Source organism: Streptomyces sp. NPDC007856 (assembly GCF_042868225.1).
Classification (GTDB): Bacteria; Actinomycetota; Actinomycetes; order Streptomycetales; family Streptomycetaceae; genus Streptomyces.
Genome location: NZ_JBIAEC010000016.1, coordinates 43779 through 60603, shown reverse-complemented (window position 1 = coordinate 60603; position 16825 = coordinate 43779). Strand labels below are relative to the sequence as shown.

Genomic DNA, 16825 nt, shown 5'->3' with positions numbered 1-16825 from the left:
GCGCGAAGAACTCCCGGTGAGTTCACACTACTCCGCTCACCGGCCCGAAAAGCCGGGGATGACCAGGTAGTTTCCTGCCTTCGGGACCTGGTCGCCGGTGCCCGATGCCGGTCAGAGCCAGTCCTTGCGCTTGAAGGTCAGATACAGCAGCGCGGACAGGAGCACGATGACGGCGGCGGAGGTGATGAATCCCGACTCGCGGCCGAAACCGGGATAGGGGAGATTCTGGCCGTAGTAGCCGGTGATCGCGGTGGGGACGGCGATGATCGCGGCCCAGCTCGTCACCTTCTTCATGATCAGGTTCATGCTGTTGGCCTGGACCGAGAGGTTCGTCTCCATGACCGAGGCCACCAGGTCCCGCAGTGATTCCGTCCATTCGGTGGCACGCAGCACGTGGTCGTAGACGTCCTGGTAGTACGGGACGAGAGGGTCGGTGATCAGGTGCAGGCCGGGGCGCATGAGCCCGTTGACCACCTCACGCATCGGGAGCACGACGCGGCGCAACCGGACGAGGGTTTTGCGCAGTGCGAAAACCCGGCGCTGCACGGCTTCGATCTCACGGCGCCCGGCCGCGAAGAGCAGACCCTCCAGCTCCTCGATGCCGTCGTCCAGCTGCTGGACCGCGGCGAAGTGGCCGTCCACGAGATGGTCGAGCAGACCGTGCAGCAGGAATCCGACGCCATGGCCGGCCAGGTCCGGGCTCTCGTCCCAGCGGGCGACGACGTCCTCGATGTCGAGACCGTCGTCCTTGCGGACGGTGATCATGGCCTGAGTGGTGAGGAATACGGCGATCTCGCCGTATGACAGTTCCGCATCGTCCGGGCTGACGGTCACGGAATAGGCGCTGAGGAACTCGTGGGTGCGATAGCGGTCGAGTTTCGGCCGCTGCCCACGCTGTGCGGCGTCCTCCAGAGCCAGTTCGTGGATGCCGAACTCCTGGCCGAGCATGGTGAACTCGGCAGGCCCGGGCCGGTACAGGTCCAGCCACAGGACCGACGCCGGATCGGCGAGATGCGCGGAAACGTCACTGGCGGGAAAGCCCTCCAGGACGAGAGTGCCGTCGTGATACAGCCGGGTGCGCGTCACCATGGCCCGAGGTTAGTGTCTTGCGCCCAGATCATGCCGCTTGACCCTCATTGATCCTGACCGGCAGGGACCGCCGGACTTCGCGCGCCGCCAGGTCCTCACCGCACGTAACGTACGCGGCAGCCGGTTCACCGACCCCGTCCCGGGCGGCCTGTGCACGTTGACGGAGCTGTCCACGTGCCAGCCCGTGGAGTACTCCGTCATCCTGCGCTGCCGCGGCCACCACCGCTTGGTATTCCGCGACCGTCTGCTGACCGAGTTCCCGGCGGGCCTCGGCAACGGACGGCGCCGTCTTCTTTTTCTCCGCGTAGATCTGCGCAAGGCGCTCGATCACGTCGCCCTGCGCGTCATAGCCGGCCTCTTCACGCTGCTTGCCGAGAGCGTCCCTGAACCGAATCGTGTACGGATGCGGGCAACAAGTCGGCCTGGAACAACCGCACTCCTTGAAGCACGACCCCATCCCACGGGCGAGCTGCCGAGCCACGCACCAAGCCTTCCGAGCGAGGCGCCGGGCGTGACAGCGGGTCCCTGCAGCGGGTGCAGGTCGACAAGCCCGGACACGGCCCGGCCTCATGCTGACCTTTTACTGACCCTGACGCGACGATCAGCGCTCTGACCTGCGGAAAAACCCAAACGCTAGATCTTGGACTTGAACATGGTACGAAGCACGAAGAAACTCCCGATTCGTCTGCTCCCTGCCCGCTTTTTGCAGGTCAAGGGCGATGTTCGGAGGCTACAACGTTTCGCATGTGTGGTCAGCTGTCGCGGGGTGTTCGAGGACTCACACTGACCTATTACTGACATTTCTGACGCTGCGCCAGTCACCACAAGTACGCGCGTGACGTTGACCGCCCGAACTCATCCTTGCGCAAGCCGTACCGCATCATGACGATTTCCAGCGCGAGATCATCCTCAGTGACAGTCGGCCCCTTCTCCTTGTTTCCGCGACCGCCCTCGTGCATCTGCGACTCCTCAGCAGCTGGGCCCGCCGGAAGCGGGCCTGACACTGCCGGTGTGCCGGCAACTCGTGCTCCCCGCCATCCAGCGCAGCTCGGCCACCACTGCGGAAATCTTCCTGCCCAGATGATCGGCAACCTGCTGCCCGTCCTCGTGACCCAGCTCGTCAGCATCCTGAAAGAGTCGGTCGGCACCGGCGGGCGGTGGGCACTGTCCAGACACTTGGCAGGCGGGAGTGCCCATGGTCATGCCGGTACAACGACACCCTGCCCGAACTCGCCGCGGGCCTGGAGGCCAGCGTCTGCAGGCATCTCAAGGAAGTCGCAGCCACCGAGCAGGATGCGGGCGAGCATTTCATCACCGCCCTGCTGCTCGACGTCCCCGACCACGACGCGCAGGTCGAGATGGTCAACTGCGGCCACCCTCCGCCCCTGCTGCTGCACGGCGGCCAGGTCACCGTCCTGCACGCCCGACGCCCTGTACCCCCTTTGGGCATGTGCGAACTACCTGCCCCCAGCCACCGCGCCGACCCGTTCACCTTCGAGGAAGGCGACACGCTGCTGCTCTATACCGACGGCGTCACCGAGGCCCGTTCACCCGAAGGAGCCTTCTACCCCCTCACCGAGCGCGCCGCATCCGCCCCGACGTCCGGACCCGAAGCCCTGATACGCCACATCCACCGCGACCTGCTGAACCACGTCGGTCACGAACTCGGAGACGATGCCGCGCTCCTGGTCCTCGAACGCTTCGGCGCCCGACCGCACATCACGGCCCGCCCCCTCGACGGCCGCCGTCGACTCGGCTCCGACCCAAAGCCGGTTGCGGAGGACCATTCCTGAGCCCTCGACCCATGCTGTCGTGATCGCCTTGCCGACGCCCAGCAGGGCGACAAGGCTGGCAGGAGGTGGAGACGCGGGCGGAGCGGCGGCTCGCCTTGCTCCCGGTGGGCACCAACACCGTCAGCTATGCCCTGGCCCCCGTGCGACGTCGGCGGCCGGACGTCCTGGCCGCAATTCCAGCGCGGCGGACGCTACCGACCCGCGCCAGCCCAGCTGGGCCCTGGCACCGCCGGCTATGCCTCGCCCGCAACGCGCACACCGGCATGCGCACGTTGCGGGCCGGCGCCGGGCGCGCGAGTGGACAGCGCGCAGAATGCCGGTAATGCGGCCAGACCGCGGGACTGATCGACTCAGCCTCCGCTCTTACGCCTGAACGACCGCTGGCTCGCAGCCGGGCCGTGCGCCGCACGCACCTTCGACGCATCCGGGTTGGCGGCAACATCGGCCGCGTCCGCCTGCGCACCGCGCTTGCGCGCCAGGGCTTCACGGAACTTGCGCTTGAGGTCGTAGTTGCCGTCGCTGTCCGGCGCCAGAGGGGACGTCTCGGGGGCAGCCGGCTCCGAACCTTCCGTAGTTGCGGGCTCTGCGGTCATGGTGACCTCCTGGGTTCGGGAGTGGGCAAGCACAGCTTGTCATGCCGGGCGCAGTGCGGGGCGCCGGCAACATCGTTCTGCTTCGTTTTGGGGGGTATCCCTGCCGCGGCCGAGGGCGTTCGCTTCGTAGTGGGCCACAGGGACGGGCTTCGGGCCGGGCCGAGGGGTGTCGATCCCGTGGCCAGGAGATTTGCCGGCAGGGCAACGGCTCTCAGCCGTTGCGACGCACGAGGGCGGCCTTGCGGGCCTCGGCGAGCTTGCGGGCCTCGCCGGCCTTTCGGGACTTGCCGCCGGCGCCGCGGGAAGGGTCCTTGCTGGTGCCGAGGCCGCGGAAGGGAGCGTTGGTGTTCTTGGGCCGGGGGACGGCGGGCCCGCCATCGAGCGGGGTGCCGGAGGGAGCCTTGGCGCCGGTGATCCGGCTCAGCTCCGCCTCGCCCGAGCGCACCTTGGTGACGGTCGGCTCGATGCCGGCCCCGGCTAGCATTTGGCTCGTCTCGCGCCGCTGGCCCGCCAGCACGAGCGTGACCACTCTGCCGGACTCACCGGCGCGGGCGGTGCGACCGGCCCGGTGCACATAGTCCTTGGGGTCGGTGGGCGGGTCGACGTTGACCACGAGATCGAGGTCGTCGACGTGCAGGCCGCGGGCCGCGACATTGGTCGCCACCAGAACGGTGATCTGGCCGTTCTTGAACTGCGCCAGGGTCCGTGTGCGCTGTGGCTGCGACTTGCCGCTGTGCAGGGCCCCGGCGTGCACCCCGCTGGCCCGCAGATGCCGGGTGAGCTGGTCGACGGCGTGCTTGGTGTCGAGGAACAGCAGTACGCGGCCGTCGCGGGCGGCGATCTCCGTGGTGACGGCGTAGCGGTCAGGGCCGTGGACGACCAGAACGTGGTGCTCCATCGTCGTGACCGTGCCCGCCGACGGGTCGACCGAGTGGACGACGGGGTCGTGGAGGCAGCGGCGGACCAGCTGATCGACGTCGCGGTCCAGAGTGGCCGAGAACAGCATCCGCTGACCGTCGGGGTGCACCTGGTCGAGGACGTCGACAACCTGCGGCAGGAATCCCAAGTCGCACATCTGGTCGGCCTCGTCCAGCACGGTGATCCTTACCCGTCCCAGGCGGCAGGCGTTGCGCTCGATCAGGTCGTGCAGGCGTCCGGGGGTGGCGACGACCACCTCGGCTCCCTGGCGCAGCACGGCGACCTGTCGGCCGATCGACATGCCACCGACGACCGTGGCCATCCGCAGCCGCAGTGCCTCGGCGTACGGCGCCAGCGCCTCTGTGACCTGTTGGGCCAGCTCCCGGGTGGGCACAAGGATCAGAGCGAGGGGTTGCTTCGGTTCGGCGCGCCGCCCAGCCGTACGTGTCAGCAGCGGCAGGCCGAATGCGAGTGTCTTGCCCGATCCGGTGCGCCCACGCCCCAGGACGTCGCGCCCCTTCAGGGCATCGGGCAGTGTGGCGGCCTGTATCGGAAAGGGTTCGCGCACCCCGAGTCCGCACAGTGTCCGCAGCACCTCCACCGGCAGTTCCAGACCGGCGAAGGAGACGGCCAGGGGCAGCGCCGGGGCCGTGGCCCCGGGCTGGGCGGGACCGCCGTGAGCGATGCCGGAGTCATCAGGATGCTTCATGAACAGCCTTCCGCAGGGGGACGTACCGAGGAAGGCCCGGCAGGATTGAACAGTCCACGCACAAGCGGAACCGAACAGACTGAATCGCCCACCGCGACGACCACGCAAACGCATGACATTAACACAAGGCATAACATCGCGCCGTGATACCGATCGCCCGCGGCCCGACAGGCCTTCCGACGTACCTGGTCCAGGCCCCAACTCACCGAGATCCGCGCTCAGTCTCCGGGAAGCGGCGCGGGTAGGGTGCCCCACATCTGCAGCGCCACACCCGCGCTTGCAGGGGCCGCCGGCGACGGCTGCAGCTCCTTGGCCGCAACGGCGCCCTGTTTATCGGTGGATGCTGCCGCAGGCTTGGGTTCTGTGGTGGCCGGCCGCAGATGCACCGTCTCGCAGCCGGACGCCACGGCGTCCGGCGGGAACTGATCCACGACGATCTTGCGGCGTTGCGCCGGGTTGAGATCCCCCACGGCCTCCAGTGCCTCCGGCAGTTCGTCGGGCGCCTGGCGGATCAGGCCGGTCACTCCTTCGTTCAGCCGGGGCATGGCGGTGTCCGAAGATGGCGGACATGACCTGGTCCAGGTTGGCGCCGCATTGGAGGAGCCAGCCATCGGGCCGGACTGCTGGGCCGGCTGTCCGCTGGACAACGACAGCGCCTGCGCTGCCCGCCGTCGCAGGCGTGCTCGGCGGACCGGCCGATGCCGACACTGCTCAGCGACCGGCGGTCCGGTGCCGGCAGCCGGCCCTTCGAACGCACAAGTTGGACATGGTTGCCACCTGTCCGTCGTACATTCCCAGGCGCTGCTGCCACAGAAAGGGGATCCGACGGAATGCGAGCGGTCCCCTCCATGCCACGTCATCCACGGCCGTCCTTCCGGAAGTTCCGGACAGAGCGTTCCGAACCCCTCACACTTCGGCAGCAGAACACGAAAATCCATCCCATAGAACTGTCAGACGATCATCACGCTCAGCAACCACCGCGCCTCACGGACTCAGTCCGCGAGGTCGGCCTTGCCGAACAGGACCGCGTAACTGGAGGGGAGCTGGCTGATGATCTGATTCAGCTCTCCGCCGGTGACAGCGTCGGCGACGGTGGTCAGGACTGCGCTGGCGTCCCACTGAGCCGTACGCGGCCGGGCATGGGTGCGCTCGGCGACCCGGCGGTAGAACTCTTCGATCCCGAAGCTTCGCGCCTGCTGCGGCGCGGCATGGTCCAGGACTTGTCCCAGCGGGCCGGGCAGCTGGGAGGCGAGGTCCTTGACCTCTCCCGGGCTGATCCGTTGGGCCAGCACTTCCAGCACGGCGTTGGTGACGTCCGCGGCTTCATCCTGGTCGTTGTATTCGCCTCGCTCGCGCACACGGGCGAGGAACCCGTCGTATTTCATAGCTGACTTCCTTCTGCCTTGGTCACCGCCGGTCATGAGGGTCGCCCGGTGCGCCGTCGGGCCGACCGGGTCCGTCCGCCGGCGCGCAGCTGCCGTTCGCAAGGCCCTTGGCCCGAGACTCACGCAGGGCACGGCGGAAGCGCCGGGGGCTCCAGGAACGGCCGCCCACCGCCTGTTCGAGTCGGTCGCCGCTCGTCGGGCCGGCTTCTTGGAGCGCGTGGGTTATCTGTTCGACCTCGTCGTCGAGGCGTTGTCCGGCCATGGCGGACGTACGACCTGCCGTGCCCGCGGTGTCGGCCATCCTCGGCGAGTACAGGGTGCTGCCCGGTCCGGTGCCCGGGCGGTAACGGCGGGCTCCTACTCCCGGCGGCGGGCGGTGCGGTCGGCGCTTTTCAGGACCTAGCTCACCGTCAGACAGGCCGAGTTCGCTCCCGCGTAGGCCATGAAGAAGGTCAGCGAGACCAGCAGGAAGAACCGCCAACGGTGGGGAGCCACGTAGCGCGTTTCTCCGACGCCGTGAGGGGTGTCGAGCCTCGCCGGCCCGGCCGCAGTGCCGGATGGGTGACCGGAACCGCGGCGCTCGCGTCTCAGCCGCTGCTCTCGGTGCTTCCACTCGTCTCGGTGATCTCGACGTGTCGCGGCTTTGCGACGTCGGCCTTGGGGACGGTGATGCTGAGCACTCCGTCCTGCATCTCAGCCTTGATCTTGTGGGTGTCCAGTTCTCCGGGCAGCCGCAAACGGTACTCGAAGGCTCCGACGCGGCGGGTGCTGCGGCGCAGGACGCCCTTGCGCTCACGCTCCTTGATCTCTCCGGTGACCACGAGTTCGGGACCGTTGGCCTCTACGTCAATGTCCTTGCTCTTCACACCGGGGAGTTCGATCTCTATGTGGAACGCGTCCTCGGACTCCGACACGTCCGCGAGAGGCGTCCACGCAACCGCGGGTGCCGCGCCCACCGTCGACTCCAGCAGGCCGCTCATCTGGTTGAGCAATTCGTCGAACTCGACCAGGGGATTGAGAGGGGTGGGTGCCCAGACGGGCCGTTCCTGCAGGCCGCCACCGCGGTGGCGCCGGACGGGCATGGCCATCGCAATCGCCTCCTTCTTCCTTCTCGTGATCTCATCGTCCGCCATTCGTCATGCGAGCCATGCGGACTCCTTGTGACGTATGCGTGGGGAGACGTCCGAGTGGCCCGCGACAGCTGACGTGCCCGTGGTGCCGGGTACGGCCGAGTGCCCCAGGTGCCGGTGCACGAAGTGGATGGCCATCGCGCCCTCACCGGCCGCGGAGGCCACCCGCTTCACCGAGCCGCTGCGGACGTCCCCTACCGCGAAGACCCCGGGCAGGCTGGCCTCCAGGGTCAGGCACGAGCGCCCGCGGCCGTGCCACACCTCGGGGGAGGCGCAGGCTTCCTGGGCCTCCGGCCCGGTGAGGACGAAGCCGCGGGAGTCGAGGGCGATGATGCCGGCGAGCCACTCGGTGTGAGGTTCGGCGCCGGTGAAGACGAACAGGCTCCGTACCGCGAGCCGGCGGTGCCCGCCCGTGCGGTTGTCGACCACGTCGAGCTCCTCCAGCACTTTCTGGCCGATGACCTCGGTGACCTCGGTGTGCAGCATGACCTCCACCCGCGGATGGCGCTCGACCTGGTCGACCAGGTAGCGGGACATGTTGGCCTCAAGGCTGGCTCCTCGGACCAGCAGGTGCACCTTCGGCGCGTACCCGGCGAGGAACAGCACCGCCTGGCCCGCCGAGTTGCCTCCGCCGACGACGGCCACCGGGTCGGTGCGGCACTGCTGGGCCTCGTAGACGGTCGCCGAGTAGTGCACGCTCGTTCCCTCCAGGCGTTCGATGCCGGGCACCTGGAGCCGACGGTAGCGGGCACCCATGGCCAGGACGACGGCGCGGGCGGCGATCTCGCTGCCGTCGGCGAACGCCACCACGTAGTGGTCCTCGTCCTTGGGATGGAGACCGGTCGCCTCCAGCGGAAGGCTGATCCTGGCGCCGAACTTGTCGGCCTGGAGTACGGCGCGTTCGGTGAGTTCGGCGCCGGAGATGCCGGAGGGGAAGCCGAGCAGATTCTCGATGCGGGACGACGTGCCGGCCTGGCCGCCGGTGGCCATCGCCTCCACCACCGTGGTGCTCAGGCCCTCGGAGGCGGCGTACACCGCGGCAGCGAGGCCGGCGGGTCCGGAGCCCACGATGAGGACGTCACCGTGACGGTCTCCGGCGGGTAGTGACGGCAGGCCGATGAGCCGGGCCAGTTCCGCGTTGCTGGGGTTGCGCAACAGGGTGGTGTCCCGCCAGATGACGAGTGGTGTCTCCGCCGGGCCGACGCCGAAGCGGCGCAGCAGCTCCTCGGCCTCCTCGTCGGCCTCCAGGTCGATCCAGCGGTGCGGCAGCCGGTTGCGGACGGCGAACTCGCGCAGCCGTCTGGTGTCGGGCGAGTAGCGCGAGCCGACGATGCGGAAGCCGGCGCCCTGTCCGACGAGCAGCGCGCGACGGCCCAGACAGGCGCGCAGCACGACGTCCCCGATGGTGGAGTCCTGGGACAGCACGTGGCGCAACTGGTCCAAGGAGACGACAAGGACCTCGCCCGGCTCCCTGGCGACAGCGGTGTAGAAGGCCACTTGTCCGTACAGCAGGCCGAGTTCGCCGATGAAGCGACCGGGGCCGTGCACGCGCAGCACGTGCTCCTCGGGAGTGCCGTAGTCCTCGACGACGGCGACGGTACCGCTGAGGACGACGAAGAACGTCTCGCAGCGCTCCCCCTCCCGGATCAGCACGTCGTTCGGAGCCATGTTCCGGCGTTGCCCGTGCTGCGCCAGACGTGCTATCTGGTCCTCCGTGAGGCGCGGATACGCGCCGTAGATGTCCGGGGTCTCCCAGAAGGCGGCCTCGTCCGCCTTCTCCGGCACCGGTTCTTCGCCCGGCAGCGACTGGTCGCCGGACATCAGACGAACGCCTCGTGAACGTAGCACCAGCGCCATTCCTCGCCGGGCTGGAACGACTGCACGATCGGATGAGCGTCGGCAGCTGCGTGCCTGCGCGCGTGCTTGTTCGGCGAAGAGTCGCAGCAGCCGACGTGCCCGCAGGTCAGGCAGAGCCTCAGGTGGACCCACGGGGAGCCGAGCATCAGACACTCCTGACACCCTTCTGGGGTCAGCGGCTGGACCGGCCGGACGAGCGCGAGGTGGGGGTCTGCGTGCAGGGTCATCCGGATCACCCTTTCCGGGCGGTGATCGACTGTTCCACCCACTGGCGCAGAACGGGGGCGGGCGCCGCCCCCGCCTGCCGGGCGACCGTCTCGCCCCGGTCGAGGATCAGCAGTGTCGGTACCGCCTGGACCTCGAAACGCTGCGACAGTCGCGGGTTCTTGTCGACGTCGACCTTGACGAGTTTGATTCGGCCCGCGAGATCGGTGGCGACCTTCTCCAGTGCGGGGCTGACCATGCGGCAGGGGCCGCACCAGGTGGCCCACAGGTCGACCACGACGGGGACGTCGGCCCGCTCGGCGACCTCGGTGAAGTCGTCGTCGCCCGCGTCCACCATCCACGGCAGAGGCTGCTTGCAGTGGCCGCACCTGGGGCGGCCCTCCGCGGCCACGGGCACCCGGTTGGTGCGCCCGCAGTGGGGACACCTGACGGTCGTCGCCTGCATCGTGCTCATGCCGCCCGCGCTCCCTTCACGTCCTCGGGCTGGTCGTAGGTGACTACCAGCTCTCCATGTTCGGCGTCGACGCGGACCGTCGCGCCGTCCTGGACGTCACCGCGCAGAAGGGCGCGCCCGACCATCGTCTCGACTTCGTGGGAAATGTAGCGGCGCAACGGCCGGGCCCCGTACACCGGGTCGTAGCCCTGGTGGGCGATCACTTCCCGGGCAGCATCGGTGAGTTCGACGGTGATGCGGCGTTCGGCGAGGCGGCGGCGCAGTTCGTCGAACTGCAGCTCCACGATCCGCTCGATCTGCCGCTCGCCGAGCGGCTTGAACAGCACGATGTCGTCGACGCGGTTGAGGAACTCCGGGCGGAAGTGCCCGCGCAGCTCGCCCATCACCAGGGCGCGGGCGTCGGGCTTGATCTCGCCCTCGGCGGTGGCGCCGTCGAGGAGGTGCTCGGAGCCGATGTTCGACGTCATGATGATCACGGTGTTGCGGAAGTCGACGGTTCGGCCCTGGGAGTCGGTGATGCGGCCGTCGTCGAGGACCTGCAGCAGGGTGTTGAAGACATCGGTGTGCGCCTTCTCGATCTCGTCGAACAGCACGACCGAGTACGGCTTGCGGCGTACGGCCTCGGTGAGCTGGCCGCCTTCCTCGTAGCCGACGTATCCGGGTGGTGCGCCCATGAGCCGGCTGACGGTGTGCCGCTCCTGGTACTCGCTCATGTCGAGGCGGACCATGTTCTCCTCGGAGTCGAACAGGGCCGCCGCGAGGGTCTTGGCCAGCTCGGTCTTCCCGACGCCGGTGGGGCCGAGGAAGATGAACGAGCCGATGGGGCGGCGCGGGTCGCGGATGCCGGAGCGGGCGCGGATGATGGCGTCGGCGACGAGTTTGACGGCCTCGTCCTGGCCGATGACGCGCTCGCGCAGGATCTCGTCGAGGCGCAGCAGCTTCTCGCGTTCGCCCTCCTGGAGACGGGCGACGGGGATGCCGGTCCAGGCGGCGACGATCTCGGCGATCTCCTCCTCGGTGACGACCTCGCGCAGCAGCCGGTTCTGCCCTTGTTTGGTGGCCAGTTGCTCCTCCTCGGCCTTCAGCCGGCGCTCCAGGTCCTGGAGGCGGCCGTAGCGGAGTTCGGCGGCGCGGTTGAGGTCGTAGGCACGTTCGGCCTCCTCCGCCTCGTGGCGGACCTGCTCCAGTTCCTGGCGCAGCTCCTGCACGCGGCGGATGGCCTGCCGTTCGGCCTCCCACTGGGCGTGTTTGGCGTCGGCCTCGCCGCGCAGGTCGGCCAGTTCCCTGCGCAGTTCCTCCAGGCGGGCTTTGCTGGCGGGGTCGGTCTCCTTGGACAGCGCCGCCTCCTCGATCTCCAGGCGGGTGACGCGGCGGGTGATCTCGTCGAGTTCGGCGGGCATCGAGTCGATCTCGGTGCGCAGCCGGGCGCACGCCTCGTCGACGAGGTCGATGGCCTTGTCGGGCAGGAACCGGTCGGTGATGTAGCGGTGGCTGAGGGTGGCCGCGGAGACCAGTGCGGTGTCCTGGATCTTCACGCCGTGGAAGACCTCGAGGCGTTCGCGCAGTCCGCGCAGGATGGAGATGGTGTCCTCCACGCTCGGCTCGTCGACCAGGACCTGCTGGAAGCGGCGTTCGAGGGCGGCGTCCTTCTCGATGTGCTTGCGGTACTCGTCGAGGGTGGTGGCGCCGATCATGTGGAGTTCGCCGCGGGCGAGCATCGGCTTGAGCATGTTGCCCGCGTCCATGGCGCCCTCGGCGGCGCCGGCACCTACGACGGTGTGCAGTTCGTCGACGAAGAGCAGGATGCGCCCTTGGGCGGCCTTGACCTCGCTGAGCACGGCCTTGAGGCGTTCCTCGAACTCGCCGCGGTACTTGGCGCCGGCGACCAGGGAGCCCATGTCGAGGGCGAACACCGTCTTGTCGCGCAGGCCCTCGGGAACGTCGCCGCGGACGATGCGCTGGGCGAGGCCCTCGACGATGGCGGTCTTGCCGACGCCGGGGTCGCCGATGAGGACGGGGTTGTTCTTGGTCTTGCGGCTGAGGATCTGGGTGACGCGGCGGATCTCGGCGTCACGGCCGATGACCGGGTCGAGCCTGCCGGCCCTGGCCTCAGCGACGAGATCGCGGCCGTACTTCTCGAGAGCCTCGTAGGCCACTTCGGGGTTGGCGGAGGTGACGCGCTGGTTGCCGCGGACCTGGGTGAGCGCGCTCAGGAACGAGTCCCTGGTGATGCCGGCCTGCTTGAGCAGTCGCCCGGCGGCGGTTGAAGAGCCCTCCTCGGCCAGGGCGAGCAGGAGGTGCTCCACGGACACGTACTCGTCCTTGAGGCGTTTGGCCTCCCGTTCGGCGGCATCGAGCAGGCGGGCGAGGCGCTGAGTGACGAAGACCTGGCCGGGTGCTGCGCCGGGGCCGGTGACCTTCGGACGGCGGGAGAGTTCCTCGCGCACGGCCGCGCGCAGCTCCTTCGGCTCGGTGCCGGCCTGTTGCAGCAACCGTGGGATCAGACCGTCCTGCTGATCGAGAAGCGCGAGCAGCAGGTGTTCGCCGTCGACCTCGGTCTGCCCCATGCCGACGGCCGCGCTCTGGGCCTCCTGGAGTGCTTCCTGGGACTTCTGCGTGAGACGGTTCATGTCCATGGGGGTGTTTCACTCCTCGTGCCGGCGCGGCGCAGGGCGGCTTCGAGCATGCTGATGCGGTCCAGCAGGTCGAGCACCAGGCCGATGGATGCGTAGTTGAGGCAGAGTCCGGAGCGCAGCCGCTGGATACGGGCGAGAACCGCCGGGGCCGTGGGGTCGAACACCAGTCGCCCCGCGGAGTCGCGTTCGGCGTCGACCAGGCCGAGGGCGACGAACCGGCGGATCAGATCGGGGTGGAGGCCCGAGCGACGGGCCACGGCGGCCAGGGAGAGCCTGGGGACGGGCACGAGCGCGTACCGGACAGCCGTCGAGGCGGTGATGTCGGCGCCCGTTCGTACCGGACGGGCGCCCACGCCGGCCCGGCCGATGCCTCCCGCTCCCGCGGGTCGTTCGTTCATCGCGTCCTCCTGGGGTCGAACGAGGAGGTGGCGGCGAGCTCCTCGAACAGTTCGCGCTCCCGGTCGCCGAGGGCGGGCGGCACCATGACACGGAGTTCGGCGTACAGGTCGCCGTTCACGCCTCGCGGGTTCGGCATGCCCTCGCCGCGCAGCCGCAGCCGCCGGCCGCTGGACGAGCCCGCCGGCACCGTGACCTTGGCCGTGCCGCCGCCGGGGGTGGGCACCGGCACGGTCGCACCCAGGGCCGCCTCCCACGGGGCGACCGGGACCTGGACGTGTACGTCACGGCCGTCCAGCCGGAACCGGGGGTGGGGCTGGATACGCACCCGCAGGTACAGGTCGCCCGCGGCGGCGTCACCACTGCCCCGACCGCCCTCACCCGCCAGCCGGATGCGCTGCCCGTCGGTGACGCCCGGTGGCACGTCGACCTCGTAGCGCCGCGGCTGCCCCGTGGGGCCGGTGAGCGTGACGGTGCGACGGCCGCCTCGGTACGCCTCCTCGACGGTGAGCGGCAGTTCGGCCTCCTGGTCCGCACCAGGCACGCCGCCTCGGGCGGCGCCGGCTCCGAACATGGAGCCGAGCAGGTCCTCGATGTCGATGCCCTCCGCGCCGAAGTCGTCGCCGAAGCCGGTGGCGTACCGGACGCGAGGACCGCCACCGCCTGCGGTCCTCCGAGCGCGGAAGCCGCCGCCCGCTCCAGCCGCGACCCGTTCGTCGAAGTCCTCGGGGATCTTGCGGAAGTCCTCGCCGAAGCGGTCGTAACGGGCCCGGGTCTTCGGGTCCGACAGGACGCTGTATGCCTCGTTGAGGTCCTTGAAACGCTCCTCCGCCCCGGGGTCCTTGTTGACGTCGGGGTGGTACTTGCGGGCGAGCTTGCGATATGCCTGCTGGATCTCGTCCTGGCTCGCGGTCCGCGACACGCCCAGCACCTCGTAGAAGTCCCGTGCCATGACCGGTCACTCCCGCTTCGCGACCGTCACGGCGGCGGGCCTGAGCTGCCGTTCGCCGTCCCCGTAGCCGGGGCGCAGCACCTCGACGACGGTTCCCGGTGGGGCGTCGGGGTCCTGGACGACGCCGACCACCTCGTGCTGGGCCGGGTCGAAGGCGACGCCGGTCTCCGCGTGCCGCGGGTAGCCGAGCAGTTCGAGGACGTTCACCGCCTGGTCGCGTACGGCCCGGACGCCCTCCACGATCGCACCCGGATCGGCGCCGGCATGGGTCAGGGCGAGCTCGAGGTTGTCCAGGACGGGCAGGAAGGCGGCCGCCGTGCGGGACCGCTCGACCGACCGTTCGCGCTCCAGTTCCCTGGCGTGACGCTTGCGAAGGTTGTCGAGGTCGGCGAGCGCGCGCCGCCAGCGGTCCTCCAGTTCCTGGATCACGGTCGTGTACTCGTCCTCGGCAGGCGCGGGGCCGGCGGCATCGGGTCCCGGTTCGCCGTTCGCCGCTTCGGGCCGGGGCGGGCCCGGTTGGGGCAAATCCCCGCGAGGAGGGCGTCCGGCGCCTTCCGGGACCCGTACGCCCGGATCCGACGCGGCCCGGTCGGGTTCCTGGGGGCGGCTGGACATGGCGCGCCTCAGCCCTTGTCGAACTCGGCATCGATGACATCATCGTCACCGCCACCGCCACCCGTGGGACCGCCGGTGGCGGCGTCCTGGCCGGGACCGCCGTCCGTGGCGGCGGCGCCCTGATGGGCCGCCAGCCCGGCGAGCACCTGCTGGAGTTCGGAGGTCAGAGGTCGCACGCGCTCCACACCCGCCTCTTCCTTGACCGCCGCCCGGGCGTCGGACACGAGCATCTCGGCGCGTGCCTTCTCGTGCGCGGGCGCTGCGTCGCCCAGTTCGGCGAGGCGCTTCTCGACCTGGTAGGCGACGGCGTCGAGCTCGTTGCGGGCGTCGACGGCCTCGCGGAGTGCCTGGTCCTGGCCCCGGTTGCGCTCGGCCTCCTGGACCATGCGTTCGACCTCACTGCGGTCCAGGTTGGAGCTCTCGCTGATGGTGATGCCCTGTTCTTTGCCGGTGTCCCGGTCACGTGCCTTGACGTTGAGGATGCCGTTGGCGTCGATGTCGAAGGTGACCTCGATCTGCGGTTCGCCCCGCGGCGCCGGGCGGATGTCGGTGAGCTGGAACCGGCCGAGCACCCGGTTGTCGGCGGCCCGTTCGCGCTCGCCCTGGAGGACCACCACATCGACGGCCGGCTGGTTGTCCTCGGCGGTGGAGAAAGTCTCGCTGCGGCGCACCGGGATGGTGGTGTTCCGCTCGATGATCTTCGTCATCACTCCGCCGCGCGTCTCCACGCCCAGCGACAAGGGTGTGACGTCGAGCAGCAGGACGTCCTTGACCTCGCCCTTGAGCACCCCGGCCTGGATCGCGGCGCCCAGGGCCACGACCTCGTCGGGGTTGACGCTCATGTTGGGTTCCTTGCCGCCGGTCAGCCGGCGGACCAGAGTCTGGACAGCGGGGATGCGGGTGGAACCGCCGACGAGGATGACCTCGTCGATGTCGCTCTCGCCGACCTTCGCGTCGGCCATCGCCTGCTGCACCGGTCCCAGGCAACGCTCCACCAGGTCGCCGGTGATCTGCTCGAAAGTGGACCGCATGATCGAGTCGGTGAGGTGCTTGGGGCCCAAGGCGTCGGCGGTGATGAACGGCAGGCTCACCTGCGTCTGCGTCACCGAACTGAGCTCGGTCTTGGCCTTCTCCGCCGCCTCGAACAGGCGTTGCAGCGCCTGCGGGTCCTTGCGCAGGTCGATGCCGTTCTCCTTCTGGAAGTCGTCCGCGAGGTAGTCCACCAGACGCCGGTCGAAGTCGTCGCCGCCCAAGTGGCTGTCACCAGCGGTGGAGCGCACCTCCACCACGCCGTCGCCGACGTCGAGGATGCTCACGTCGAAGGTGCCGCCGCCCAGGTCGAAGACGAGGACGGTCTCGTGCTCCTTCTTGTCCATGCCGTACGCGAGGGCAGCCGCCGTCGGCTCGTTGATGATCCGCAGCACCTCCAGTCCCGCGATCCGTCCGGCGTCCTTGGTGGCGGTGCGCTGAGCGTCGTTGAAGTAGGCGGGCACCGTGATGACCGCCTCCGTGACCCGCTCCCCCAGCTGCTTGGACGCGTCGTCGGCGAGTTTGCGCAGCACCTGTGCGCTGATCTCCTCAGGCGCGTACAGCTTGTCGCGCACCTTGAAGCGGGCCGCCCCGCCGTCGCCCTCGACGACGTCGTACGCCACCGCCCTGGCCTCGTCGGAGATCTCGTCGAAGTGCCGGCCGATGAACCGCTTGGCCGAGTAGATGGTGCCCTTCGGGTTGAGGATCGCCTGGCGCCGGGCCAGCTGACCCACCAGACGTTCCCCGGTGTCGGTGAAGGCCACTACGGACGGTGTCGTGCGGTTGCCCTCGCTGTTGGGCACGACGGACGGCTCGCCGCCCTCCCACACGGCGATCACCGAGTTGGTGGTGCCCAGGTCGATGCCCACTGCCTTCGCCATGAGGAACTCCTCCCGGTCCGGCGCCTGCGCCGACTCTCCGGATCACGTTCGTTCAGGTAGAGGTGGGATCTCCGCCGTTCCCACGGGTGCGCACGGAGGGTCTCGAGCACTCCCCAGGGTGTCGAACCGGGTGGCTCCACGCCTGCGCCTGGCGAGTCAGGAA

Annotated in this window: 16 protein-coding genes; 1 reads left to right on the top strand and 15 read right to left on the bottom strand. The window is 69.4% G+C overall.

The window, feature by feature from the left end; genetic code table 11:
- Window positions 1-111: 111 nt before the first annotated feature.
- Both ACFYOH_RS32645 and ACFYOH_RS32640 read right to left on the bottom strand, forming a co-directional pair.
- Window positions 112-1089 carry a magnesium transporter CorA family protein gene (locus ACFYOH_RS32645; RefSeq protein WP_388633115.1) on the bottom strand — a complete coding sequence of 326 codons (978 nt, stop codon included), beginning with the start codon at window positions 1087-1089 and terminating at the stop codon, window positions 112-114.
- A 28-nt stretch (window positions 1090-1117) separates the two neighbouring features.
- A complete protein-coding gene (locus ACFYOH_RS32640) occupies window positions 1118-1570 on the bottom strand; it encodes a hypothetical protein (protein ID WP_388633113.1) in 453 nt (150 codons plus the stop codon).
- A 676-nt stretch (window positions 1571-2246) separates the two neighbouring features.
- Here ACFYOH_RS32640 and ACFYOH_RS32635 point away from each other — a divergent pair.
- Entirely contained in the window at window positions 2247-2882 is a 636-nt protein-coding gene (locus ACFYOH_RS32635) for a PP2C family protein-serine/threonine phosphatase (protein WP_388633111.1), read from the top strand.
- Window positions 2883-3232: 350 nt separating this feature from the next.
- On the opposite strand, the gene ACFYOH_RS32630 is transcribed toward ACFYOH_RS32635, so the two are convergent.
- From ACFYOH_RS32630 to dnaK, 13 genes are all read right to left on the bottom strand, one after another.
- Window positions 3233-3475: a DUF5302 domain-containing protein gene (locus ACFYOH_RS32630; RefSeq protein WP_388633109.1), complete on the bottom strand. Its 243-nt coding sequence runs from the start codon at window positions 3473-3475 to the stop codon at window positions 3233-3235.
- Between the two features lie 211 nt (window positions 3476-3686).
- Window positions 3687-5102 carry a DEAD/DEAH box helicase gene (locus ACFYOH_RS32625; protein WP_388633106.1) on the bottom strand — a complete coding sequence of 472 codons (1416 nt, stop codon included), beginning with the start codon at window positions 5100-5102 and terminating at the stop codon, window positions 3687-3689.
- Between the two features lie 218 nt (window positions 5103-5320).
- Window positions 5321-5647 (bottom strand): hypothetical protein, encoded by a 327-nt coding sequence (locus ACFYOH_RS32620; RefSeq protein WP_388633104.1) that lies wholly within the window; start codon window positions 5645-5647, stop codon window positions 5321-5323.
- Window positions 5648-6094: 447 nt separating this feature from the next.
- Window positions 6095-6487 carry a DUF2267 domain-containing protein gene (locus tag ACFYOH_RS32615; RefSeq protein WP_067043084.1) on the bottom strand — a complete coding sequence of 131 codons (393 nt, stop codon included), beginning with the start codon at window positions 6485-6487 and terminating at the stop codon, window positions 6095-6097.
- Window positions 6488-7074: 587 nt separating this feature from the next.
- A complete protein-coding gene (locus ACFYOH_RS32610; protein WP_388633101.1) occupies window positions 7075-7575 on the bottom strand; it encodes an Hsp20/alpha crystallin family protein in 501 nt (166 codons plus the stop codon).
- A 48-nt stretch (window positions 7576-7623) separates the two neighbouring features.
- Entirely contained in the window at window positions 7624-9438 is a 1815-nt protein-coding gene (locus tag ACFYOH_RS32605; protein WP_388633099.1) for an FAD-dependent oxidoreductase, read from the bottom strand.
- Window positions 9438-9701 (bottom strand): UBP-type zinc finger domain-containing protein, encoded by a 264-nt coding sequence (locus ACFYOH_RS32600; protein ID WP_112467949.1) that lies wholly within the window; start codon window positions 9699-9701, stop codon window positions 9438-9440. Before ACFYOH_RS32600 ends, ACFYOH_RS32605 begins: the two co-directional genes overlap by 1 nt.
- Window positions 9702-9706: 5 nt before the next feature.
- Window positions 9707-10153 carry a thioredoxin gene (gene trxA / locus ACFYOH_RS32595; RefSeq protein WP_388633096.1) on the bottom strand — a complete coding sequence of 149 codons (447 nt, stop codon included), beginning with the start codon at window positions 10151-10153 and terminating at the stop codon, window positions 9707-9709.
- Window positions 10150-12789, bottom strand: coding sequence for an ATP-dependent chaperone ClpB (gene clpB / locus ACFYOH_RS32590; RefSeq protein ID WP_388633093.1), 2640 nt, complete (start codon window positions 12787-12789; stop codon window positions 10150-10152). The genes trxA and clpB overlap by 4 nt, the downstream gene beginning before the upstream one ends.
- The gene (locus ACFYOH_RS32585; RefSeq protein WP_388633091.1) at window positions 12780-13187 is read right to left on the bottom strand and encodes a chaperone modulator CbpM; all 408 of its coding nucleotides are present in this window, start codon (window positions 13185-13187) and stop codon (window positions 12780-12782) included. The genes clpB and ACFYOH_RS32585 overlap by 10 nt, the downstream gene beginning before the upstream one ends.
- The gene (locus ACFYOH_RS32580) at window positions 13184-14137 is read right to left on the bottom strand and encodes a DnaJ C-terminal domain-containing protein (RefSeq protein ID WP_388633088.1); all 954 of its coding nucleotides are present in this window, start codon (window positions 14135-14137) and stop codon (window positions 13184-13186) included. The genes ACFYOH_RS32585 and ACFYOH_RS32580 overlap by 4 nt, the downstream gene beginning before the upstream one ends.
- 6 nt (window positions 14138-14143) lie before the next feature.
- On the bottom strand, window positions 14144-14752 hold the full coding sequence (locus ACFYOH_RS32575) for a nucleotide exchange factor GrpE (RefSeq protein ID WP_388633085.1): 609 nt from the start codon (window positions 14750-14752) through the stop codon (window positions 14144-14146).
- Window positions 14753-14760: 8 nt separating this feature from the next.
- On the bottom strand, window positions 14761-16662 hold the full coding sequence (dnaK, locus tag ACFYOH_RS32570) for a molecular chaperone DnaK (RefSeq protein ID WP_388633083.1): 1902 nt from the start codon (window positions 16660-16662) through the stop codon (window positions 14761-14763).
- Window positions 16663-16825 lie beyond the last annotated feature (163 nt).